General features: G+C 54.7%; 21 protein-coding genes. 9 read left to right on the top strand and 12 right to left on the bottom strand.

What is annotated here, in order from left to right:
- Window positions 1–2: 2 nt before the first annotated feature.
- Together NFC81_RS11575 and NFC81_RS11570 are read left to right on the top strand one after the other, a co-directional pair.
- Window positions 3–1,364, top strand: coding sequence for an NAD-dependent succinate-semialdehyde dehydrogenase (locus NFC81_RS11575; RefSeq protein ID WP_304994641.1), 1,362 nt, complete (start codon window positions 3–5; stop codon window positions 1,362–1,364).
- A 256-nt stretch (window positions 1,365–1,620) separates the two neighbouring features.
- On the top strand, window positions 1,621–2,427 hold the full coding sequence (locus tag NFC81_RS11570; protein WP_304994640.1) for a class III extradiol ring-cleavage dioxygenase: 807 nt from the start codon (window positions 1,621–1,623) through the stop codon (window positions 2,425–2,427).
- 292 nt (window positions 2,428–2,719) lie between these two features.
- Here NFC81_RS11570 and NFC81_RS11565 read toward each other — a convergent pair whose 3' ends face one another.
- The 3 genes from NFC81_RS11565 to NFC81_RS11555 all read right to left on the bottom strand — a co-directional run bounded on the left by NFC81_RS11565 (window position 2,720) and on the right by NFC81_RS11555 (window position 4,791).
- Window positions 2,720–3,679, bottom strand: coding sequence for an NADPH:quinone reductase (locus NFC81_RS11565; protein ID WP_304994639.1), 960 nt, complete (start codon window positions 3,677–3,679; stop codon window positions 2,720–2,722).
- Window positions 3,680–3,772: 93 nt separating this feature from the next.
- Window positions 3,773–4,339 (bottom strand): VTT domain-containing protein, encoded by a 567-nt coding sequence (locus NFC81_RS11560; protein WP_304994638.1) that lies wholly within the window; start codon window positions 4,337–4,339, stop codon window positions 3,773–3,775.
- A complete protein-coding gene (locus NFC81_RS11555; protein ID WP_304994637.1) occupies window positions 4,336–4,791 on the bottom strand; it encodes a hypothetical protein in 456 nt (151 codons plus the stop codon). The genes NFC81_RS11560 and NFC81_RS11555 overlap by 4 nt, the downstream gene beginning before the upstream one ends.
- Window positions 4,792–4,843: 52 nt before the next feature.
- Here NFC81_RS11555 and NFC81_RS11550 point away from each other — a divergent pair, with 52 nt between their 5' ends.
- The 3 genes from NFC81_RS11550 (at window position 4,844) to NFC81_RS11540 (ending at window position 8,665) form a co-directional block, all read left to right on the top strand.
- Window positions 4,844–5,647 carry a FecR family protein gene (locus tag NFC81_RS11550; protein ID WP_304994636.1) on the top strand — a complete coding sequence of 268 codons (804 nt, stop codon included), beginning with the start codon at window positions 4,844–4,846 and terminating at the stop codon, window positions 5,645–5,647.
- Window positions 5,644–7,542 carry an adenylate/guanylate cyclase domain-containing protein gene (locus NFC81_RS11545; protein WP_304994635.1) on the top strand — a complete coding sequence of 633 codons (1,899 nt, stop codon included), beginning with the start codon at window positions 5,644–5,646 and terminating at the stop codon, window positions 7,540–7,542. The genes NFC81_RS11550 and NFC81_RS11545 overlap by 4 nt, the downstream gene beginning before the upstream one ends.
- Before the next feature lie 118 nt (window positions 7,543–7,660).
- The gene (locus NFC81_RS11540) at window positions 7,661–8,665 is read left to right on the top strand and encodes a GNAT family N-acetyltransferase (RefSeq protein WP_304994634.1); all 1,005 of its coding nucleotides are present in this window, start codon (window positions 7,661–7,663) and stop codon (window positions 8,663–8,665) included.
- Window positions 8,666–8,685: 20 nt separating this feature from the next.
- Here the strand turns inward: NFC81_RS11540 and NFC81_RS11535 are convergent, their stop codons facing one another.
- Complete coding sequence (locus tag NFC81_RS11535; RefSeq protein ID WP_304994633.1) at window positions 8,686–9,228, bottom strand: TIGR02281 family clan AA aspartic protease; 543 nt, start codon at window positions 9,226–9,228, stop codon at window positions 8,686–8,688.
- Window positions 9,225–9,965, bottom strand: coding sequence for an AraC family transcriptional regulator (locus tag NFC81_RS11530; RefSeq protein WP_304994632.1), 741 nt, complete (start codon window positions 9,963–9,965; stop codon window positions 9,225–9,227). The genes NFC81_RS11535 and NFC81_RS11530 overlap by 4 nt, the downstream gene beginning before the upstream one ends.
- A 129-nt stretch (window positions 9,966–10,094) precedes the next feature.
- Here NFC81_RS11530 and NFC81_RS11525 point away from each other — a divergent pair, with 129 nt between their 5' ends.
- Window positions 10,095–10,628: a peroxiredoxin-like family protein gene (locus NFC81_RS11525; protein WP_304994631.1), complete on the top strand. Its 534-nt coding sequence runs from the start codon at window positions 10,095–10,097 to the stop codon at window positions 10,626–10,628.
- Here NFC81_RS11525 and NFC81_RS11520 read toward each other — a convergent pair.
- The 3 genes from NFC81_RS11520 to NFC81_RS11510 form a co-directional block, all read right to left on the bottom strand.
- Complete coding sequence (locus NFC81_RS11520) at window positions 10,625–11,791, bottom strand: methyltransferase (RefSeq protein WP_304994630.1); 1,167 nt, start codon at window positions 11,789–11,791, stop codon at window positions 10,625–10,627. The genes NFC81_RS11525 and NFC81_RS11520 overlap by 4 nt on opposite strands.
- A 94-nt stretch (window positions 11,792–11,885) precedes the next feature.
- Window positions 11,886–12,839 carry a hypothetical protein gene (locus NFC81_RS11515; RefSeq protein WP_304994629.1) on the bottom strand — a complete coding sequence of 318 codons (954 nt, stop codon included), beginning with the start codon at window positions 12,837–12,839 and terminating at the stop codon, window positions 11,886–11,888.
- A 112-nt stretch (window positions 12,840–12,951) separates the two neighbouring features.
- Window positions 12,952–13,551 (bottom strand): SCO family protein, encoded by a 600-nt coding sequence (locus NFC81_RS11510; protein ID WP_304994628.1) that lies wholly within the window; start codon window positions 13,549–13,551, stop codon window positions 12,952–12,954.
- A gap of 271 nt (window positions 13,552–13,822) precedes the next feature.
- Between NFC81_RS11510 and NFC81_RS11505 the strand changes: the two genes are divergently transcribed.
- Window positions 13,823–14,755, top strand: a complete 933-nt coding sequence (locus NFC81_RS11505) for a DegV family protein (protein WP_304994627.1) — start codon at window positions 13,823–13,825, stop codon at window positions 14,753–14,755.
- A gap of 167 nt (window positions 14,756–14,922) precedes the next feature.
- Window positions 14,923–15,672: a winged helix-turn-helix domain-containing protein gene (locus NFC81_RS11500; protein ID WP_370529862.1), complete on the top strand. Its 750-nt coding sequence runs from the start codon at window positions 14,923–14,925 to the stop codon at window positions 15,670–15,672.
- Here the strand turns inward: NFC81_RS11500 and NFC81_RS11495 are convergent.
- The 4 genes from NFC81_RS11495 to NFC81_RS11480 form a co-directional block, all read right to left on the bottom strand.
- The gene (locus tag NFC81_RS11495) at window positions 15,669–16,676 is read right to left on the bottom strand and encodes a methyltransferase (RefSeq protein WP_304994626.1); all 1,008 of its coding nucleotides are present in this window, start codon (window positions 16,674–16,676) and stop codon (window positions 15,669–15,671) included. The two genes, NFC81_RS11500 and NFC81_RS11495, sit on opposite strands and share 4 nt — an antisense overlap.
- A 495-nt stretch (window positions 16,677–17,171) precedes the next feature.
- Entirely contained in the window at window positions 17,172–17,426 is a 255-nt protein-coding gene (locus tag NFC81_RS11490; RefSeq protein ID WP_304994625.1) for a class IIb bacteriocin, lactobin A/cerein 7B family, read from the bottom strand.
- A gap of 82 nt (window positions 17,427–17,508) precedes the next feature.
- Complete coding sequence (locus NFC81_RS11485; RefSeq protein WP_304994624.1) at window positions 17,509–18,087, bottom strand: hypothetical protein; 579 nt, start codon at window positions 18,085–18,087, stop codon at window positions 17,509–17,511.
- A gap of 202 nt (window positions 18,088–18,289) precedes the next feature.
- Window positions 18,290–19,987 (bottom strand): AMP-binding protein, encoded by a 1,698-nt coding sequence (locus tag NFC81_RS11480; RefSeq protein ID WP_304994623.1) that lies wholly within the window; start codon window positions 19,985–19,987, stop codon window positions 18,290–18,292.
- A gap of 192 nt (window positions 19,988–20,179) precedes the next feature.
- Between NFC81_RS11480 and NFC81_RS11475 the strand changes: the two genes are divergently transcribed.
- On the top strand, window positions 20,180–20,809 hold the full coding sequence (locus NFC81_RS11475; protein WP_304994622.1) for a hypothetical protein: 630 nt from the start codon (window positions 20,180–20,182) through the stop codon (window positions 20,807–20,809).
- Window positions 20,810–20,913 lie beyond the last annotated feature (104 nt).

Raw genomic sequence — 20,913 nt, 5'->3', positions numbered from 1 at the left:
TCATGTCTGTATCTGTGATCAGTCCGGTCAGTGGTGAAGTGCTGGGTACCAGCCCAGAACTCAGTGCCGGTGCGCGCGAAGCCGTATTAAATGATGCTAAAGGGGCATTTCCGGGCTGGAAGGCCTTGCTGTTTTCCGAGCGGGGTGACGTACTGCGTGCTGTGGCGCAACGCATGCGCGATGACGTCGATAAACTCGCCCCCCTAATGACGCTGGAGATGGGCAAGCCCATTAAAGAAGCGCGTGCAGAGGTATTGAAGGCCGCACTCTGTGCTGACCATTATGCCGAGCACGCAGAAGCTTATCTGAAGGCGGAAACACTGCCTTCAGACGCCAGTCATTCTTACGTGCAACATTTACCCCTAGGCACCGTATTGGGCATATTGCCTTGGAACGCACCATTCTGGTTGGCCTTTCGGTTTTGTGCGCCTGCGCTCATGGCTGGCAATACCTGTGTGATGAAACACGACCCACATGTACCCGCTTGTGCCAAAGCCATCGCTGACTTATTTGAGCAAGTAGGAGCGCCAGCGGGCATCATGCAAAACATGCCAATGGCGACGGCCGACGTGGAGTCCGTGATTCGTGATCCGCGTATTCATGCGGTGTCACTCACCGGCTCTGAACGCGCGGGTGCTGCAGTGGCGGCCATTGCGGGCAGTGAAATTAAGCCGGTGGTGCTTGAGCTGGGCGGGTCCGACCCGGCCATCGTGCTGGCCGACGCCAATTTGCAAAAAGCGGCAGAAACATTGGCTTTATCGCGCATTATCAATGCCGGGCAGTCCTGCATTGCCGCCAAGCGCATCATCGTGGAAGCCAGCGTGCACGACGAGTTTATCGCGCTGCTTGAGCCATTGCTGGCGAAACTCAAACTGGGCGACCCTAAAGAAGAAAGTACCGACGTGGGTCCGCTGGCGCGTGAAGACTTGCGGCAAAACCTGCATCGCCAGGTTAAGCGATCGATGGCGGAAGGGGCGCATTGCCTGTTAGGTGGTGAACTTCCCGACGGCCCTGGCTTCTTCTATCCCGTGACCTTGCTGACCAATGTCACCAACGACATGACCTGTGCCCAAGAAGAAACCTTCGGCCCAGTAGCAGTGGTGCAAAAAGCCAGAGACGAAACGGAAGCCATTCGCATAGCCAATGACAGCAAATACGGCTTAGCGGCCGGTGTTTGGACCGAGCGCAGCCGTGGTGAGCGCATCGCGCATCAACTGCAAGTCGGTCAAGTAGCGGTGAATGGCATTGTGAAAACCGACCCGCGTTTACCCAGTGGTGGCATTAAGCGCTCTGGCTTAGGGCGCGAGTTGGGGCCGCATGGGATACGAGAGTTTGTGAACCACCAACAGGTCTGGCTGTCTTAAACGGCCTTTTCTCAAGCTGGCGTTGTTAAAAAAGCTCTCAAATCGCTCACTTACATAATGTAAGCTCGACTCTTTTCGAGCTTTTTTGCCTAGCCAGCTTATCGCCTCTGCCGTTTAAGAACACTAAGTCTGCTGCGGTTTATCAACTATCCAAGGCGCGCCATCAAATAAACTGAACGAAGCGTTGAAAGACCTTCGCTATGGTTCGGAGGCCAATCTCCTATAATGCTGTCAATTGCATTAATGGAGATTGGTCATGTCTACTGTTCGATTCCCTACCTATTTTTTATCCCACGGCGGTGGTCCATGGTCGTACATGGACGGCTCCATGCGCGAAAGCTTTGCTGTACTTGAAGCGCAACTCAAAGCCCTGCCTGACGAATTGCCTGAACGCCCCAAAGCCGTCTTGGTGATTACCGGGCATTGGGAAGCCAACCAATTGCGGGTCAGCGCGGCTGAACAGCCGGGCATGGTGTATGACTACTTCGGCTTCCCGGATTACACCTATGACATCGTTTACCCCGCGCCCGGCTCACCCGAGCTGGCACGGCGTGTTAAAACTCTATTGGACGCCGCAGGGCAACCAACGGCATTGGATGATGAGCAAGGCTATGATCACGGCACCTTTGTACCCTTGTCCGTGATGTACCCGGACGCCGACATGCCGGTGGTGATGCTGTCCATGCGCAGCGACTACGATCCGGAAACCCATTTAGCCATTGGTCGGGCGTTGGCACCATTGCGGGACGAAGGCGTGTTGATCATTGGCAGCGGGTTCAGCTACCACAATCTGCGCTTGATGGGCCCAGAAGGAAAAGCCCCGTCTGAGGCTTTCGATGCTTGGTTGCAAAAATCGTTGATTCAGTGCTCAACAGCAGAGCGGACGGCGCGGCTCAACCAGTGGGAACAAGCTCCAGCGGCGCGCATTGCCCACGCGCGCGAAGATCATTTGGTGCCTTTGTTCGTGGTCGTCGGAGCCGCAGAAGATGAGGCCGCCGAATGCGTTTACCACGAGAAGGACTGGCGAGGTGGGATTACCGCGTCCAGCTTTCGCTTCGGCTGAGATTGCCTTAAGGAGAGGGCTCTCGGGTATGTACCTTCGGCGCTCCACGGCAGGCCGTCTTCGGCTACAGGAGCTTACCCGTTGCGCTGGTAGTAGTAGCTTAAGAGGGTGCCGTGCGTTCGAGCCTTGGGCGTAGGGTGTATGCCTAAAAGCGCGATCAATTGCGACAGCAATTGACACCGCCACTAGGCGCCCGCAGGGCGAGAAAATGATTAAGCATTTTCTCGGTACCTCCCGGCCTGCCGTGGAGCGCTGTAGGCATACCCCGAAAGCCCAAGGCCTTGTCCGAGACTTAGCCGACCTTAACCACCAAATTCCCCAGCGCACCGGATTTCAGTACATCCAAGTGCGCTTGCGGCAGTTCTTCCAGCGCATACACCTTGCGCACCACGGGCTTTAACAAGCCTGCGGCGAACAACGGGTACATAGCCTTGGCGGTTTGCTGGTGCTCGGCAGGCGTCATGTTCATCACCGCCATACCCATCACTTGCGCATCACGCGCCATCAGATCACGCGGATTGATCTCTACCGTACCGCGGTTCCCCACCACCACCACACGGCCTTGGCGGGTCAGCGCTTTCAAATCCATGTCCAAATTCACGTTGGCCAACATTTCTATGATGATGTTGAAGCCGTCATCCAAATTGGAATAGGGCGCCAGATGACCATCGGCGTCATGACGAATCACCGCGTCAGCGCCTTGCTCAGCGAGTAATTTGGCGCCAGCATCGGTACCCGCACTGGCAACCACCGTGAGCCCAGCGGCTTTCGCCAATTGCACACAGGCAATACCAACAGCACCGGTTGCGCCATGAATCAGTACCTTTTCACCGGCCTTGGCTTGCGCTCGGCCAAACAACGCACGGTGGGCGGTGGTGTAAGGCACGCCAATGCCAGCGCCTTCTTCAAAACTCACGGCGTCCGCCAATGGAAAGCAGTTGTTGGGGTCACAGATGGTAAATTCAGCCGCCGAACCGGTCAGGTTACGGTTGAAATAAACGCGGTCGCCCACCGTAAAACCACTCAGGTTCTTACCCACAGCAGCGATTTCACCGGCACCGTCCATGCCGGGAGTGTGCGGGAAGTTCGCGCTGTAGTTGTTGATGCCTGCGCGGATGTAGGTATCCACAGGGTTCACACCCGCCGCTTTAACGGCGACTAACAATTGGTCGTCGTTGATGTTGGGTTGTTCAACGGTTTCTAGCTTCAGTACTTCGACATCACCGTGTTCGTGACTGCGCATGGCTTTCATAGTCGTGACCTTTTTTAGAAGACTTAATAAAGCCCGCAGTATAGACCAGTTGTATCTCAGCAGAAACGAAACGCAGTGTTGCCTAGGGGTAAATCACGTGAGTAGGTTGCGTACCACCGCGGAGCCGCCGAATACATAGATGGCGTTCAGCGTTGCCTCGCCCACCATAACAGCGGCTAAAATCGTGCGCTTGGAAAAGCGCAACAAAGTGGCGATATAAACAATGAGGTCGGTCGGCACCAAGGGGAAGAAACTCCAGGTCACGATGATCGGCGCACCGTGCGCCTGCAGCCGTTCTTCCATGCGCGCTACACGCGGCGTGCGCAGGCGGTCCAAGCGAGCACCGAACCCAGTGTATTGCACCGCCATGATGACCAACCAGGAGGAGATAAGAATGCCCACCATATTCAGTGCGTAAGCCAACCAGTCGGGGAAGAGTAATATCCCCGCAAACAGCAAAGGTGTACTGGGCATTAATGTGAGGCCACGAATGGCAAGAAAAATGACATAAGCTGTGGTGACCCATAAATAGTGTTCAGCGGCGGCTTTTTGCAAGGCGCGCAATGTGGTGTCGAGGTTGTCTGCGAAGTACACCCAATAGATCGTTAGGCCAGCTACAATCAGCAACGCCCAGAGTACCAGCAACACGCGGCGGTTCATGAGCTGTGCTCCGTGCCGTTCAAGGGGCAGGTTTGGCGTGACTTGTACACGTAAAAGTGGCCAAAGCGGTGTTCGCTGAATAAAGTGTTGGTGCAGTGCTCCGGGTAGTCGATCAGGTCCAGCCCACGAAAGAACAGCGACGAGCGCTCATCATAGGTTACCCCTGAACGCTCAGCCCATTGGCGGATATCATCGAGTGTGTTGACGGACTCTATCTCCAAGCGGCGCTGTACGTCGCGTGCGCGCAAGGTTGTGAAGCGGGTGTTGGCTTCGACACGAGTTTCACTGGCGGCGATCAATGCATTGCCATAGTGGTGCAACAGTACAGGCGAACAGAATACCAGGACCACAGATACGATCAGTGCTCCGGCAATTCCCAACAGTGAATAGAGTATCGTTTTTAGCATAATGATAGAGTAGCTCGCCACGCTGATACATTCTACCGTCACCATTTTTTAGCCTATGATAGAAGGCAGTACTTTTTGCGTCATAAGGAGATGCGGAATGAAACAGACCGCCCATGTGGGTGTTACGCCGATTGGCTCAATATGGCTGTGTATCGGTGTGCTGTTATCGGCCATCAGCATGGCAACAGAGTCGGGCAATGAACGCTGTGACGAAGCCGTCGCCTCCTTGCAGCGCACACAGGGCAATGTGCGCCTGGTGCCGGATGGCTCACCGTTCCCCGTGCGTGTGGCTCAGTTGCCGGTGGCGCTGTGTCCCGGTGATCAGGTCCATACTCTGGCCAGAGGGCAGGCGCAGATAGGCTTTGCGGATGACCACGTGGTATTGGCCGAGCAGGCAATCCTTAGGGTGCAATCGGCCAGCGCGGTGGAACTGGCGGCAGGCGTTGCGCTGTTTGATGTGGTGCCCCGTAGCGGCGAACGCTTGCAGGTAAGCACGCCATTGGTGGTGATCGGTGTGAAGGGAACGCGTTTTATTGTGAGTGCTGGCGATCAACGGCAGGACATCGCCCTGTTTGAAGGCGAGGTGGAGGTGGCCCGCCAAGACGGTGCTGACATGGCCTATTATGCCGCAGAAGAAGCCGGCCCGCCGTCGTTTCAGAACTTCCTGCAACAGCATCGACAATCGTTTCGCAATTACCAAGAAGCCTTTCGGCAGTCATTCGACGACTACCGGGCTCAACATAACGCCCAGTTTCAAGCCTTTGTGCAGCTGGTGGAGCTGGTGCCGGGGCGGCAACTCACGCTGGCCGTGGGTGAAGAGCCTGAGGCCATTGAAGCGGACATCGGTGCTTCCTTGATCTCATTAGAGCGAACCCTGTCGGCGTGGCAGCGGCGTCGATGAGCTCCTGGCGTACAGGAGTCGGGTTGGCCGTCACCGTGCTGCTGGTGAGCACCGTCTGGCTGTTGATCGCTTGGCGACCACCGGCCATGGTGGCGGCTTTGTCGAACGCCGTGAGCGACAACTTCTACCAATGGCAGCGTCGTGATCCGCCGGGCAATGTGGTCTTTGTCGAGGTGGACAATGCGAGCGTGCGTGCACTCGGGCGCTGGCCATGGCCGCGTGATGTCATTGCCGAGGGCCTTGCGCAGCTCCATTTAGCCACCGCGGTCGGGGTCGATATCCTGTTCTCCGAGCCCACAACTGCAGCGCATGACCACATATTGGCCGAGACATTGGCCCAACTGCCCAGCGTGGGTGGTGCTTTTCTGAATGGCCCCTTAGCCACAGAAATGAGCACTGAAGAATACGATATATTGCTCGACTCGTCCCTTTTACAAAGCGCTGGAGCGCGTTTGCTGAGCAGCGAGCTGATAGAGCTGCCAGTGTCTCCCATCATGGAGTCCTACACCCTGCTGGCCACCCTCAACACCCGAGAAGACAGCGATCAATTGATTCGACGCTACCCGTTGGCATTTCATGTCAGCGATCTTGTGGTGCCCAATTTAGGGGTGCAGATGTGGCGTCTGGGTGCCTTGGAAGATTTGCAACTGAGTGCCAGCACCGCGTTATTGGGCGATCGCGCTCTGCCCATCGATGCGCGAGGCACGGTGCGTTTAAATTACTATGCGCCAGAGCGCTATCAGCGCCTTAACTTTTTAGACTTGCTGAGCCCTGACTGGGAGCCGGAGCGCTTGCGTGGTCATTATGTGATTGTCGGCGTCAGTGAAGCGGGGGTCAGCGACTTACGGGCTACACCCGTGGGGCAATTCCCTGGCCCTTTGATGCACCTGACCCTGGTCGCCAATGTGTTGGACGACAATCTGCTGTTTGATGTGACGGGAGGATGGCTGCTGCTGGTATTGCTGATGGCTCTCGCCTGCTGGGCTGGGGTGATGTGTCTGTCCGCTATGCGTTATCGATTGGTCAGTTATGGGCTGTTGTTGGTTGGCACCTATGGCGCAGGCATACTGCTCTATACAGAGTTCAATATCTGGTTGGCGGTGTTTTACCCGTTGGTGCTGTTGTTGGTCATGGCGGTGGTCGGCGAGCTATGGCGGTTTCTCCAACAGCGGGCGGAAACAGCTGCGCTACGCCAAGCGTTCGGTAACTATGTGGCACCTGCATTGGTCGAAGAGATCATTGGTAAGCGCGCCACCCTGCAATTGGGCGGCAAGCACCAACCATTAACTTTACTGTTCACCGATTTACGTAACTTCACCCCCCTAACGGAGCGGTTAGCGACGGAGGATCTGGTTGCCCATCTGAACGCCTATTTTGGGGTGATGATTGCCGAGTTGCAGCGTTATCGTGGCACGCTCGACAAGTTGATGGGCGACGCCGTCATGGGGTTGTTTAACGCCCCGCTCGAAGACCCCGAACATGCCTACCATGCCTGTCTCGCGGCGGCCGCAATGCAACATGCTCTGGTTCATTTCAACCGTCAGTTCCCGCCCGACGACTTGCATCGTTTGACTATGGGTATTGGTATCAGCACCGGTGACGGCGTGGTGGGCAACATTGGCGGACCTCGGCGCTTTAACTACACCGCCATTGGCGATGTGGTCAACACCGCCGCCCGCCTGGAAAGCGCCACCAAGGACGCGCAAACCGAACATGGCCAGCCGGTCGATATTCTGCTCTGTGCAGCGACCTACGCCGAAGTCAAAGAGCGCTTGCCGTGCCATTTTGTCGGTGAGCTGGCGCTAAAAGGTAAGGCCAATCCAATGCCCTGTTGGGCATTGGGTTGGCGGCAGTTGTCAGTGGCTTGGCTGCGTGAGCAAGCGGTTAATCGGTGACGGGCAATCGACGTTAAAGTGGACCGTTTGGCATGCCACAATCTGGTAATATGGACGCCATCAAACAGTCACCAACACAACCTATGATGAAGACTCATCAAAACTCGGTGTTGGAATCATGTCTGTTTCTTCAGTGACTCAGCACTCGCCTGCTGCTGAAAAATTCCCCAACCCTGCGCTGTGGCTAAAGCAGCGTACCGGTCGTTTAGGGCGGCGTTTGCCTTGGCTGCGTTTGGTTAAACCGCTGATCGACCCCGTTTCCGTTGATGACTTAATGTATGAACTTGCCCTGGCGCGACGCTTAGGCACGACCGGAGACGGTAAAGAGATACTGTTGTGGACTACCTCTCGTGAAACGCCATTGCTGCGCGAGATAGGGCGGTTGCGTGAGTTGTCGTTTCGTGCGGTGGATGAGGGTACCGGTAGACCGCTGGATATCGACGCTTATGATCTCTACTACCAACACCTGATATTGTGGGATGCGCAGGCGCAAGAGATTGTCGGTGCTTATCGGTTTGGGCTGGGCAACAGGATCATGTCGAGTCGTGATGAGACCGCGTTTTACAGCAATAGTCTGTTCGATTTCAGTGCCGACATGGTGAGCCAGTTGTCTCAGGCTATGGAGTTGGGGCGCAGCTTTGTGCAGCCTAAATACTGGGGGTCGCGCAGTTTGCATTATCTGTGGCAGGGGATTGGTGCATTTCTACGTGTGCACCCGGAAGTGCGCTATTTGTTTGGCCCTGTATCGGTCAGTGTGGCCCTGCCTGCCAAGGCGCGTGCGCTACTGGTTAGCTTTTATGATACACATTTTGGCTGGCCGGGATCACCCTTGGCGACCGCGAGAAACCCGTATCGAATGCCTCGCAAGTATCAGCAGCGGGTGCAGTTCGGGCATGCCGATTACGACACGGAATTGGCACAGTTGAAAGCCAGCCTGAAGTCCATGGGTGTTAGTATTCCCACCCTGTATAAGCAATACAGTGACCTGTGTGAACCCGGGGGACTGTGGTTTTGTGCTTATCATGTCGATGCCAATTTTGGTGGTTGCCTCGACAGCCTGCTGTGGCTAGATACCCAGTGTCTAAAAGCCGGTAAGTATCAGCGCTATCTAAAAGCCGATTAATGGTTGTCAATCTATGGGGGCTAGGGATTGTAACGCAAACGCAGTTCACCGCCTTGTCGACTCCAATCCAACTGTTGCAGGGCACTCATGCCCAGTAAGATCGTTTCGCCTTCAAGCCCGGGCGAAATGTGCGCGCCGACTTGGCGCAACTGGATATCACCCAATTGCAAGGTAGCAATTTCAGTGGCATAGGCAGTGGCGATGCCGTTGGCGGTCTGTACCTGAAAGGCCCGGCCGCGCTCTAAGTTTAGGCGCTCGGCAACACCCGGCGGGATGGCCACCTGCGTTGCACCGGTGTCCAGCATAAACACGACGCGTTCGTCGTTGATACGCCCTGTCGCCACATAGTGTCCTTGGCGATTCGGTTGCAAGACAACTTCGATCGCTGAGCCTTGGTGTGTTGAACGTACCTGTGGATTGGGATTCCAAAACCGCTCTAATTGATCCTGAAAGGCCAGCGCGAGCAACCCCGCTACGGCGAACCACGCCAGCAATGTCATCAGCAGTCCAATATTGGATACGCCGCGCATGTCAGATCGCGGCTTTCTAACGCTGTGGCTCATAGGGTGATCTCCTGCAACGGTTGGCGGTCGCGCGTGTGATTCAACGTGGCCTTGTGGTGTTTGGGTGAGCAACCAAAGCGCGCGCGATAAGCACGGGTTAATGCAGTAGGCCCGGAATACCCTGCGCGCACCGCCGCTTGAGCGACGGTACCACCTTGTTCCAAAAGACGCTGCGCGGTCATCAGTTTCCAGTGGGCGATGTAGCTACCGGGCGGTTCACCCAGCACCCGCCGGAAATGCTCAATGAATGCCGTGCGCGACATGGCGGCGTGTTCAGCCAAGCGTTCTACCGTCCAACCGTGTTCTGGGTGGTCGTGTAGAGCGACCAGTGCCCGAGCAATCTGAGGGTGGGCGAGCCCCGCCAGCAATCCGGCTGGCGCACGCTGGTGTTCTAAAATATCGCGCAGCAAGCGAATCAGCATAAGCTCGGCGAGATGCTGGCGCATCATGCCACCGCCACAGCGCTCCTTCATCAGCTCGGCCGTGAGCAGTCGGACCAGCGCCGCCAATTCGCTGTCTTCGGCCCAACTGATGCCTAGGTTGTCGGGCAGGGCCTGAGTCAATGGCGCGTGCGCATGTTGGAAGCGTATGGCCAAGAAAGGATGGGCTGAGCTTACCTGGTGACACCAGCGCACGACTTGGTCCTGTTCTGCCAGAACCAGAAAGCCAGAGGCGACCTGCAAGTCCTCGGTGACCTGTGGTGATGACAAGCGGAGCAATGTGGTCAGACGATCCATGGGGTAATCCAAAAAAGCACGAATAGATAGCTAATTAGAACTTAATGGAGCAATACATACATTATAGTAAAGTACAAAGAGCCATGTTACTCGTTCTTTTACGTATTCATACCACCGGAGGATTGCTTAATGAGCCTATTACCACGCCAACCCGTACCCGCACTGCAAGTGTCATTGACCGATGGCGGCCAATTTGACCTCGCCGCCGAAACCCCACAGCACTTCACAATGCTGGTGTTCTACCGCGGCCATCATTGCCCTATCTGCATGGCTTACCTACGCACCTTGAATGAACTGCGCAGTGAATTTGAAGCGCGTGGCGTTAATGTACTGGCGTTGAGCAGTGATGGTTTGGAGCGGGCAAAGGCGACTGAGGACAAGATTAAGTTGGATGGATTGCGGCTCGGCTACGGTCTGCCACTGGCGAAGGCGTCGGAATGGGGGTTGTTTCTTTCGGCGGGGAAGGGCAAGACCTCAATAGGCATTGAGGAGCCTGCGCAGTTTTCGGAGCCCGGGCTCTTTTTGGTGCGCTCGGACGGTACACTTTATTACAGCTCGGTGCAGTCCATGCCGTTTGTACGCCCGGATTTTGCCGCGCTGCTGAAAACCATCGATTTTGTGATCGACAAAGATTATCCAGCGCGCGGTGAACTCACTGTTTAATAGGCGTTTCCTTTAAGGGGGCGTGGCTCCTTGGCCAGTAATACCACAAACCGCTTGTCGCTGCTCAAGGTCGTAACCGAGCGGAAGTAGGATTTCATTAACTGGTGGTAGCCAAGGTGCCGATTCGCCACCACCACCATACTCCCGGTGGCGGTCAGGACGCCACGAGCTTGGTGGAACAGGGCTTGGGCGACGTCAGTGGTCACGGTATCGGACTGATGAAACGGCGGGTTGCAGAGGATGAGGTCAGCACTCTCCGGGTCGGCGTGTTGCAGACCGTCTCGCAGCACCACAAACCATTGGTGCTCAGCACCCAAGTTATGTTGCGCCGAGGCCTGAACGCTACTGATGGCCGCAGCGGATGCATCACAAAAGGTCATCTGTGTCTCCGGGTGTAAACGCAACCAGGCCAGCCCCAGCACGCCATTCCCGCAACACAAATCAATCACACGTGGCTGAGCTGGCAGGTCCGCGATATCGAGTAAGGTCAGATGCTGCAGTAGGCAGGCCGCCCCAGGATCAAGACGGCGTGGTGAAAAAACGCCAGGATGATTGTGCAGGGTTAACTGAAAGTCGTCGATGACCAAAGGTTGCGTGGTGGGTAGGTCGGTGGCATCCGTTGTTTCCGCTTGCCAGTAGCGCGCCTTACGGACGATGCGTGAGGCTTGCAGATTACCAAGTCGCGCTTGCATGACTTTCTGATCGGCCGGGGTGACGTGTTTTAGCATGCCAGCCAGCAGAATCGGTGTGCCGACGGGCAGGTGCTGATTCAGTTGCGCAAGCTGCCAGTCGAGCAGGGCGCTGCTGCGCGGCAATTTCAACACAACCTGTGCTGCCGAGTTTGGCGGTAACTCCGTTTGGGGAACGCGTACCAGATCAGGCAAGTTATTGCGCCGCAGATTACCCTCCAGAGCGTCCGCCTCAACAGCGCTGTCATACCAGAGTGTTGGCTGGCGAGCATGCAGCGCCACACCCAGAGCACCAAAGGCGTCGTTCACCAGCAACAGAGGCGCCTTAGGGGTGGCGTGCAGCGTTTGAATCAGGTAGTCGTCCGCAGCATCCCACGCCCGCAGTGCCGGGTGGTGGCGTTCCGGTAGTCGGTGCAGCGTAAAGGTACCGGTGGCGCAATGAAACTGAGTATCAGGTGCGGAGATTTCGGGCATGGGGTTGCTGTCGGCTTAATTCAGGAAGATGCAGTGTACGCTGTTTTACCCGGAATATGGGCATAAAAAAGCGGCCGTTAAGCCGCTTTCTATCTTAGTTGCCTTTGCGGCTGGGGGTGCGGCTACGATTTTCTTGGAACGGACGTACCTCACTGAATTGCAGAATGGCGTCGGGTTCATCTATACCGTAGGTACCTACCCAAACAGCGTAAGTCCCCTCGACCGCGCTGGTAATCGACAGTCCGGGATTCAGACCTTCGTAGTCATCGTTACAATGCCAAATGTCGTTCGGTCCTCGCACAATTAGTGTCAGGTCAGCATCGGCCCATGCAGAAATGTGTAAGTCACCACCACCGGTGTAGGCTACCGTGTAGTCAGGCGCGGCGCCATACACATAGCCGTAGCAATCAAAACCGAGCGACGATGGCACCAAGTCACTGCCGCCAGCGATCATGTCGAATTCAAGCGGCTCTGGGCCAAAGCCTGCAGCCAGTGTCAGATGCTCGAACGTCGGTGTGTTTTCCCAATCTAAGCTAAAACGCACGCCGGGTTTAGGGCCCAGAACGGGGCTGGTGTAGGCAGCTCGCAGCACAGCTTCTGGGAAGTCGTCCGGGTAATGAATGCCTACCCATACTTTGTACTCGCCAGCCATCGGGGTGAAAGCCAATCCAGCATTGAGGCCCCGCCCTTCGGCGTCGTCATTGCAGTGGACGTCACCCGCTGGATCAATCACCGTTAGAGTGGTGTCGCTGGCGGAATAGGTACTCAGAAACAGGGTGTCAGCGTTGACATTATTCGGCAGAACAAAGACTGCATCCGGGGCGTCAGAAATGAAGCCAACACAATACTGTGCTGCACCGCCCACATTGCCAGCGTCATAGTTGCCTCCGGCGCGTAGCGCTAAAGAGAAGCTCGACGTTGCATCGCCGGACAACGTATGTTGCCCATAATTCGGTTCGGCTGTTGGCTCGAAAGCCAGGACACTGCTTGCCAAAAAGACTGCACTCAGTGGAGCCGTCCGGTGCAGAAAAGAATTTGTTAGGCGCATAAAAACATCCTTATCATGGTCAGTAGAAGTTCGCATTCTGCCGTAGCTTAATCCAATGTGCTACGGATGTGTTCACACTTTGTATACTTTCGCCGAAACGAGCAGAGTTTGCCTAGAGTAAACTGCGCACCTTGGTGAGCAGTGTAGTATACGGCTCATCCTCACCCACCAAGTCAACAATGGTACCCTGTGTATCGATCACATAGGTACGTGCGGTGTGCTGTACCATGTAGCCCATTGCCGAATCCGTTTCTTCAAAGAAGTAACTGGCGGCGTATTGCCGTGTAACAGCGTCAATTTCTTCTTTAGTGCCAGTGATACCGACGATATTAGGGTGGAAAAATTGTGTGTAGGCGTGCAAACGTTCCAGATCGTCGCGCTCGGGGTCGACACTGATGAATATCCCCTGCACGCGTTCTTTTTGTTGCTCAGGTAAGGCTTCAAATACCTGACGCATAACGGCCATAGAAGTAGGGCATACATCAGGGCAGTTGGTGAAGCCGAAAAACAGCATCACTGCCTTGCCTTCAAAATCCGCCAAGCGTACCGGACCATTCAGGCTCGCGAGCTCAAAGTCACCACCCAAATGGCTGTACGTCGAGTTAGTGGGTGTTTGAGTCGTTGTTGCTGGCCGAAACTGCATCACGGTGAGGGCAACCACTGAGGCCACTAACAGTAACAGTACCGGTAAAACTAGGGCAGATTTTTTCATAATAACCTTTGCGGCTCCACGGCGATGGGATGACATGAGATGTGGCTATTATGCCACAGCGCTAAAGTATCAAATAGGCCATCGTGGCCGAGTGATGCACTAGAATTCGGTAAGTTGAGCAGTTTTGATCAGAGTTCAATCTCGGTCGGCCTATACCCAAGTGTAGGTTTTATCGGTACTCTACCAGTAATAAAAAATTACATTCTCCAGACACACCGAGTGCCACTCTTGGTGCGTTTGCCTGTTGCTCATTACTAAAGGAGGAGTTGTTATGCCGCAAGTAGCCGTCGTCGTCGATTCTGTATGCGCTCTACCACCACAGTTTATGCGTGACTTCCATATCCACCATGTGCCGATCACCATCAACATTAATGGCAGCCAGTTTCCTGACCCGTGCGATGACCGGGTTGCTTTGGAGCATTTTGAGTCGGGTGTGTTGACGCGCAAGAATCAGGTCTCAACTGAAGCGCCAAGCGTGGAAACATTTCAGCGCCTATTGTGGCAGTTGATCGATGAAGGGTATCAATATATCTGGATTCAAACGGTTAACCGGATGCAAGGCTTGACCTACGATCACGCCAATGAAGCTGCGGCGTCCGTTACGCGACGCATGACGGCGCAGCGCAAAGCGGTTATCCGCGTCATGGACAGTCGAACGGTATTTGCTGGGCAGGCGTTGTTGGCTGCGGAAACCGTGCGTCGTATGCAAACCAACGAAGATCCGGTGGCCATGCGGCGCGAACTTGATAAGTTGTCAAACAACGTCCATACCTATGTGGTACCACGCAGTCCCTTAGTTGCTTTAGAGCGCTCTAAGACGCGCGGTGAGCGTGGTGTAAAGTGGAGTCAGGCTCTGGTCGCTAATACGCTGGGTATTCACCCGATTCTATGTGTGGTCAATGATGGATCGCACCAAGCCGACAAAATTCGCGGTTTTGAGAAAGCCGCCCAAGCGGTTTTCGGGCACGTATCAACCTTGGTATCAGAAGGGCGCTTGTTAGCGCCGATCGTAACCGCTAACTATTCTGGGAAACTCGAAGAATTGCGTTCGCTGAAGGGCTTTGCTGAATTAAAGGCGGCGTGTGCGCGTGAAGGCGTGCAGTTCATCAGCAACGTTGCGAGCTTGTCCGGCGGCATCTATGGCAGTGTCGGATCACTGATGGTTGCGGCAGCAGCAGAGCCACATGAATGGCAACGGGTGTAAAGTATTGCAGCAGTGATGCAACAATGTCACAAAATATTGCAATGAATTAAGCATTTTTCACGGTTCAGACTAAAGTAAGGGAAGGATAACTTTATCTTGCAGTATCGGGGTAGGGTGGCGGTTCAAAAAGAACGTTGCTGCTGGCCTGAATCCGGGAGAAGTTCACAATGGGTATGGCTGTGAAAGAAGATTCAGTGAAAGTGAAAAACAAGACATTGCTGATTGTCGACAGTGACGACGTGAATCGTCGACGCTTGGTGGAGTATTTCTCCGGCCAAGGCTACCAAGTGGATGAAGAACAGAATGGTAAGGTGGCGTTGCGTCGTATCGCTGAGCATCAACCCAGTGCCGTCATCGCTGAAGTGGATCTGCCTGGCGAAAACGGGTTAACGCTGTGCAAGCTATCGCGGCAGAACTATCAGGGCCCCTTTATTTTGATGTCGGTGCGCGCTGACGAGCTGGACCAAGTATTAGGGCTAGACATGGGGGCTGACGACTTCCTTGCCAAGCCTGTATCGGCGCGTTTAATGGCGGCCCGGTTGGCGGCGGTCATGCGTCGGGTCAATGGCGACACCAAGCGCGCCTCGCATCAACATGAGCGCTTGGATTTTGGTGATTTGGTCGTTGACAACACCATGCGTGAAGCTTGGCTGAATGGTGAAACCATTGAACTGACCAGCGCAGAGTTTGATCTGCTCTGGCTGTTGTGCAGCCATGCGGGTACGATTTTAACGCGCGAAGAAATATTCACCCGCCTGCGCGGTATTGAGTATGACGGTCAAGACCGCTCCGTCGACGTTCGGGTATCGCGCATTCGACCAAAGGTAGGCGACGACCCCGACCACCCCCGGCGTATCAAAACCGTGCGCAGCAAGGGCTACCTGTTTGTAGAAGATGCGTTTAACGCTGACTACTAGCGCGGCGTTTGCGCTTCCCACACCACAAAGCCGTGTTGCTGAATGAGCTTGGTCGGGGCGGTGAAGTGTTCAGCAATCCATGGCTCATACGGCAAGTGCACATTCACCACGGCTAACCAGCGACTGCGCGGTTTCAGCACCGAACGTGAACCGGCGATCAGCCGACTGGCAATGTCGTAATCCGTTTCGATGCCGGTGTGAAACGGTGGATTGGTGATCAGGGCGCCATAGCGTTCCGTCACCTCATTAAAGCCGTGGCTCCACAAGGTTTTGAGCGTAATGCCGTTCTCCGACGCTGTTTTTTGCGTACTCAGAATGGCCAGCCAATGATGGTCGAGTGCTGTCACTTCTAACTCTGGCGCCTTCAATTTGCTCACCAGCGACAACAATCCGCCACCGCAACCGAAATCTAATACTGGGCCGCGCAGATCCTTCAAGAACGGCAACAGCACCTGGCTGCCACGATCAACTCGGCCGTGACTGAACACGCCGGGCAGTGTCCACAGCGTTCCCGCATCATCGGGAAGGGTGGCTGACGACCAATAGCGTTCCAGATCGAACGGCTGAGCAGGTAGGGCACGAGTCGCACGCAGCAGAGCACAATGGCGTGCACTGCCTTTTTTCTGTACATGCCAGCCGCGTGCTTCCAATACCTTGGCTGCTGACTTGATGCCGCCTTTATTGTGACCCACGATCCATACGCTGCCGTTGTCGGCAAGTTGGGGCGCAAGCCAGTCCAGTAGCATCACGGCTTCTTCTTTCGCTTTGGGCCACTGCCAACAGACGTCCGTGAGTCCAGCGGCTTGCTCCGGAAAAGTCAGCACGGCAACCTGCTGTTCTTCATGCGCCACATGCTGTTCGCGCGCAAAGTGGGTATGTTGCACTGGGATGTTCTCAGCCAAACAATGCGCAGCGACTTCAGTGTCGGCCATATTCAACAGCAGGCAACGCGGTGCTGCCTGAGGATTGAACCAACGTAACAAGACTTCACTGAATGGCGACATAGACTCTCTCAGGATCGGCAATAACTTAGGAGGCGCATTGTAAACGTCCGCGCCGCCTGACGCCACGCCTTATCCGCCGTTGTTGTCGACCACGGGACCGCTCAGTAACTGGTCAGCGGCGATATTGAGCCTTAGCTCTCGCGACACGTGGAGGCGTGTGTGCCGATGCATTCAGCAATCTCACAGGTAGTGTTCAGAATTCTGAACACTACCATCAGATATTGATTTACAACATCCATTCCGGAATGTTTAGGTAAAATGAAAAGCCCTGTTTATGAGATTATTTGCACACATACCCCAATGGAGTGACCGATTCGATGTTCTCTTTTCCGCATGTTAGTGTAGCTAACGTTTTAACCTGATAGTGGTTGGCTGATAAAGCAAGAATTATCAATAAAAACACGCCAGCCTTTCGGTTATTTCTTTTTACGAAATGTGATATTTTCATTGTCGCCTCAAATATAGTTTGGCGGGGATTACCCCCGCCATACATGTCTATTTACATTTGAATCCCCAAATACTTGCACTTTTAACGTTTCCTTCACCGCATGCCCGGATTGCATTATTGGTAACGTTGTTGTGTCTTACATTTGCAGCTACTGCAGTTGCTCCAATGGCTACAACGATACCGGCCCAGCCACCATTAACCTGCTCAACTTGCTGTACATTTAAAGCTTTCATTTCATTCATCTCCATTGAGAATGTTTGGACTTTAGTTAAACTCCTCCCTGACAACATACGAATACCCATTCGTAGTCTGTCTCCCGTTGGTGGTTTGCTCGTCAAAGTTCATCCACCATCGGGCTCCTTTTCGGCTCTCGCCAAATTCTTTCTATCTCGTCGTCATGACCGGCTCCTTAAGCTCTACAAGAGTTCCAGCAACTATAGGATCAAGGTGCGCGGTGACTCGGTAGACAGGCTCTTCGTTGAAAATAGGCGTATTTCGCCGTTCGTTGGGTAGCAACACATGGTCACCTATGAGGGCAATTTCGTTTTCGTACAGATCGATTTTTTGGTTTGGAAAGGCGCCATAACGAATGTTGATAGGCTGACCCATCTGACTTGCCATGCGCGGTTCTTGTAAGTGCTGCATATTTAAAAGCTGGCTATCGACGATGGCTATGCTCTGTTGCAAGGTGCGTCTTTGTTGACCCAACCACCGGACATCTTTTTCGATAGCTGCCGCTTCACGCGCTCGGTCGGCGTTTCGACGTTGGTAGACGGCCGGAATACGCTCCAGTCCTTGTTGCAGGAGATCTTGTTTGTACTGAATTTCGTAGAGTGGAAATTGCTCAAGGTAGCGGTCATCGGTCAGTATATTGTAGCCATTGATAACAAACAGCGGGTGTCTGGCTCGCAGTCGGTCGTACTGATGCTCCAGTGTTTTATGTTGATACAATACAGTAGTCATGCGTTTTCCTTGGCCAGCCAATGGCCCGCAGTTTATTACCCACACCCCACACCCAACGCCCCACGCCCTACATTTGGAGGTGCCTCAACTGGTCGAGATAATACAAAGAAGCGGGTTGCGAAAAAACTAACCCTAGGGGTAATTTTGGGCTAAAGACGTCTATTGAGTCACTGGGTGTTGATAAAGGTCGTTTATCTAAAGTTTAAACATCTTCTAAACCTAACTCCCGCGTCGAGATCTCGCGCATCTTGAACTTCTGGGCTTTACCGGTAACGGTCATGGGAAATTCCTGCACGAACTTAAAGTAGCGCGGAATTTTGAAGTGTGTGATCTTGCCTTTGCAGAAGGCGCGCAGATCCTCAGCCGTGACATCGGTTATGCCGGGATGAAATTTCACCCAAGCCACCAGCTCTTCGCCGTATTTTTTATCCGGCACACCAGTGATTTGCACCTCCGATACGGCCGGGTGCGTGTAGAGGAATTCTTCCACCTCACGCGGGTAGATGTTCTCGCCACCGCGAATCACCATGTCTTTGATGCGCCCGACAATCTTCACGTAGCCTTCTTCGTCCATGGTGGCCAGGTCACCGCTGTGCATCCAGCCGTGGGCGTCTATGCATTCTGCCGTGGCCTCGTCGTTGTTCCAGTAGCCCAACATGACGCTGTAGCCGCGCGTACAGAGTTCGCCGACTTCGCCCCGTGCCACGAGCTGGCCAGAGGCCGGGTCGATGATTTTGGTTTCTTGGTGGGGTTGCGTACGGCCGACGGTAGTGACGCGCTTTTCCAGCGGGTCCTGTGCCGAGGTTTGTGTGGATACCGGGCTGGTTTCCGTCATGCCATAAGCGATTTGAATTTCGGTCAGGTGCATGCGTTGGGTGACTTGGCGCATGATTTCGGCCGGACAGACCGAACCCGCCATGATGCCCGTACGCAGAGAGGTCAGGTCGTAGTGAGCAAAATCAGGGTGCTCCAATTCGGCCACAAACATAGTGGGCACGCCAAACAACGCCGTGGCGCGCTCTTCATGTACAGTCTTCAATACCGCTTCGGCGTCAAAGCCTTCTGCCGGGTAAATCATGGCCGCGCCATGGGTGAGGCAGCCTAGGTTGCCCATTACCATGCCAAAGCAATGGTACAGAGGTACCGGAATGACTAAGCGATCTTGGTGGGTGAAGCCCATGCTTTCGGCGACAAAATAGCCGTTGTTGAGAATGTTGTGGTGCGACAGCGTCGCGCCCTTTGGGAAGCCAGTGGTGCCCGAGGTGTACTGAATATTGATCGGGTCGTCCATCGACAGACCGGCTTGAATCTTGGCAACCGTCGATACATCGACCTGTACCGCCAGTTCCATAAAATCGTGCCAGCGCTGCATGCCCGCAAAAGACTCGGTGGAGAAATTCACGATACCCTTAAGATGGGGCATGCGGGCAGCACTCAATTGGCCGGGCGCACTGTTTGTCAGTTCAGGTGCGAGTTCATTCAGCATTGCGCGGTAACTGGTGTCCTTGAAATTGTCTGCAGTGAACAGAAAACGCGTTTCCGACTGATTCAGGGCGTATTCCAATTCGTGCGCCCGATACGAGGGATTAACGTTCACCAGAATGGCGCCGATTTTTGCGGTAGCTAATTGGATCAGCGTCCATTGATAGCAGTTGTGTGACCAAATACCGACCCGATCGCCGGGTTGCACGCCAATGGCCAGCAACGCTCGAGCACAGGTGTTCACCTCGTGCAGCAGTTCGTGGTATGTCCAGCGGATGTCTTGGTGGCGCACAATCAATGCATCTTGATCGGGGTAGGTCGCGGCGATGTGATCCAACATGGCACCTATGGTTAGCCCAATGAGGGGCTGCGCACTGGTGCCTGAGGTGTAACTCAGAGGGTGTTGCATACTGCTCATTCTCGCTTATTGTTGTCGTTGTTGTCGCAGGAAGCTCCTGAAAGCCTAGCAAAATCATTCTGATTGTCCTACGAAAAAAGCCGCTGGATGAACGAGGGCGGGAGTGCATTCGGTACAAAGTTCGTTACACTGATAGGAAATAACACCGTGCTGAAAAATGAACGGTGGTGACCGAGAAAGGTAGCGCACCGCATGTTAAGACAACACTTCATTGTTGCACTGATGGCCAGCTTACTGTGGGCTGGCGGGGCGTTGGCGCAAGAATTGTCGACACCGCAGCGTCAGGCGCTGTGGCTGCTGGGGCAGCAAGAATTACGCTCGCATTTTGTACAGCCGGTGACCGTCGCGCTCCCGAGGCTGCCGCAGATCGCCGGTGAAACCGATGAACCTGTAGTTTCCCAACTGCTGCGCTTGGAAACCCACGGCTGGGTCAGGACGGAACCCACCACCATCACGCACCGTGACATTGTGAAAGGCGCGGTGGTGCAGCGCCAAGAGCGCGCATGGGCCTTTTATCTGTCGCAGCAAGGGCTTGATGACATGGTGGATGGCGGTTGGCCAGTGGCCCAAGTAAGGTTAGAGGATGTGCAGGGGGTATTCTGCGTCAGTGCTGACTGCAATACGCTTGAGATGCGCTTTCAATGGCGCGCGGAGCGCGTCTGGGACTGGGTGTTGGCGCCGGAGTTCATCACTGTGCCCGGGTTGGATGTAGCTGCTGCCGGATTGGACCGAGTGCAGGTAGGGCACGCCCGTCTGTCGCGACGCGCTACACCAGATGGTATGGGTTGGGTATTGCATGATGTCCGTCTGACGCCTCCCTGACGTCAGACGAAGACAAACCATGAAACGGTAGGTCACGGCTTGCGGGGTTTAATCGGTGTATTGATGCCATAAAGCATCGAAGAACTCGGTTGCCTGCCTGAGTC

Origin of the sequence: Salinispirillum sp. LH 10-3-1, from assembly GCF_030643825.1 — a bacterium.
GTDB lineage: Bacteria > Pseudomonadota > Gammaproteobacteria > Pseudomonadales > Natronospirillaceae > Salinispirillum.
The sequence above is the reverse complement of the archived record's forward strand: the minus strand, read 5'-3'. Positions and strand labels throughout refer to the sequence as shown.

What these genes read in the sequence shown, in the direction of transcription:
- NFC81_RS11490 (WP_304994625.1), bottom strand. Translation starts at nt 17,426, where the DNA reads ATGGGTATTCGTATGTTGTCAGGGAGGAGTTTAACTAAAGTCCAAACA.
- NFC81_RS11500 (WP_370529862.1), top strand. Translation starts at nt 14,923, where the DNA reads ATGGGTATGGCTGTGAAAGAAGATTCAGTGAAAGTGAAAAACAAGACA.
- NFC81_RS11540 (WP_304994634.1), top strand. Translation starts at nt 7,661, where the DNA reads ATGTCTGTTTCTTCAGTGACTCAGCACTCGCCTGCTGCTGAAAAATTC.
- NFC81_RS11565 (WP_304994639.1), bottom strand. Translation starts at nt 3,679, where the DNA reads ATGAAAGCCATGCGCAGTCACGAACACGGTGATGTCGAAGTACTGAAG.
- NFC81_RS11535 (WP_304994633.1), bottom strand. Translation starts at nt 9,228, where the DNA reads ATGAGCCACAGCGTTAGAAAGCCGCGATCTGACATGCGCGGCGTATCC.
- NFC81_RS11530 (WP_304994632.1), bottom strand. Translation starts at nt 9,965, where the DNA reads ATGGATCGTCTGACCACATTGCTCCGCTTGTCATCACCACAGGTCACC.
- NFC81_RS11505 (WP_304994627.1), top strand. Translation starts at nt 13,823, where the DNA reads ATGCCGCAAGTAGCCGTCGTCGTCGATTCTGTATGCGCTCTACCACCA.
- NFC81_RS11480 (WP_304994623.1), bottom strand. Translation starts at nt 19,987, where the DNA reads ATGAGCAGTATGCAACACCCTCTGAGTTACACCTCAGGCACCAGTGCG.
- NFC81_RS11555 (WP_304994637.1), bottom strand. Translation starts at nt 4,791, where the DNA reads ATGGTGACGGTAGAATGTATCAGCGTGGCGAGCTACTCTATCATTATG.
- NFC81_RS11475 (WP_304994622.1), top strand. Translation starts at nt 20,180, where the DNA reads ATGTTAAGACAACACTTCATTGTTGCACTGATGGCCAGCTTACTGTGG.
- NFC81_RS11525 (WP_304994631.1), top strand. Translation starts at nt 10,095, where the DNA reads ATGAGCCTATTACCACGCCAACCCGTACCCGCACTGCAAGTGTCATTG.
- NFC81_RS11485 (WP_304994624.1), bottom strand. Translation starts at nt 18,087, where the DNA reads ATGACTACTGTATTGTATCAACATAAAACACTGGAGCATCAGTACGAC.
- NFC81_RS11515 (WP_304994629.1), bottom strand. Translation starts at nt 12,839, where the DNA reads ATGCGCCTAACAAATTCTTTTCTGCACCGGACGGCTCCACTGAGTGCA.
- NFC81_RS11520 (WP_304994630.1), bottom strand. Translation starts at nt 11,791, where the DNA reads ATGCCCGAAATCTCCGCACCTGATACTCAGTTTCATTGCGCCACCGGT.
- NFC81_RS11510 (WP_304994628.1), bottom strand. Translation starts at nt 13,551, where the DNA reads ATGAAAAAATCTGCCCTAGTTTTACCGGTACTGTTACTGTTAGTGGCC.
- NFC81_RS11560 (WP_304994638.1), bottom strand. Translation starts at nt 4,339, where the DNA reads ATGAACCGCCGCGTGTTGCTGGTACTCTGGGCGTTGCTGATTGTAGCT.
- NFC81_RS11575 (WP_304994641.1), top strand. Translation starts at nt 3, where the DNA reads ATGTCTGTATCTGTGATCAGTCCGGTCAGTGGTGAAGTGCTGGGTACC.
- NFC81_RS11545 (WP_304994635.1), top strand. Translation starts at nt 5,644, where the DNA reads ATGAGCTCCTGGCGTACAGGAGTCGGGTTGGCCGTCACCGTGCTGCTG.
- NFC81_RS11550 (WP_304994636.1), top strand. Translation starts at nt 4,844, where the DNA reads ATGAAACAGACCGCCCATGTGGGTGTTACGCCGATTGGCTCAATATGG.
- NFC81_RS11495 (WP_304994626.1), bottom strand. Translation starts at nt 16,676, where the DNA reads ATGTCGCCATTCAGTGAAGTCTTGTTACGTTGGTTCAATCCTCAGGCA.
- NFC81_RS11570 (WP_304994640.1), top strand. Translation starts at nt 1,621, where the DNA reads ATGTCTACTGTTCGATTCCCTACCTATTTTTTATCCCACGGCGGTGGT.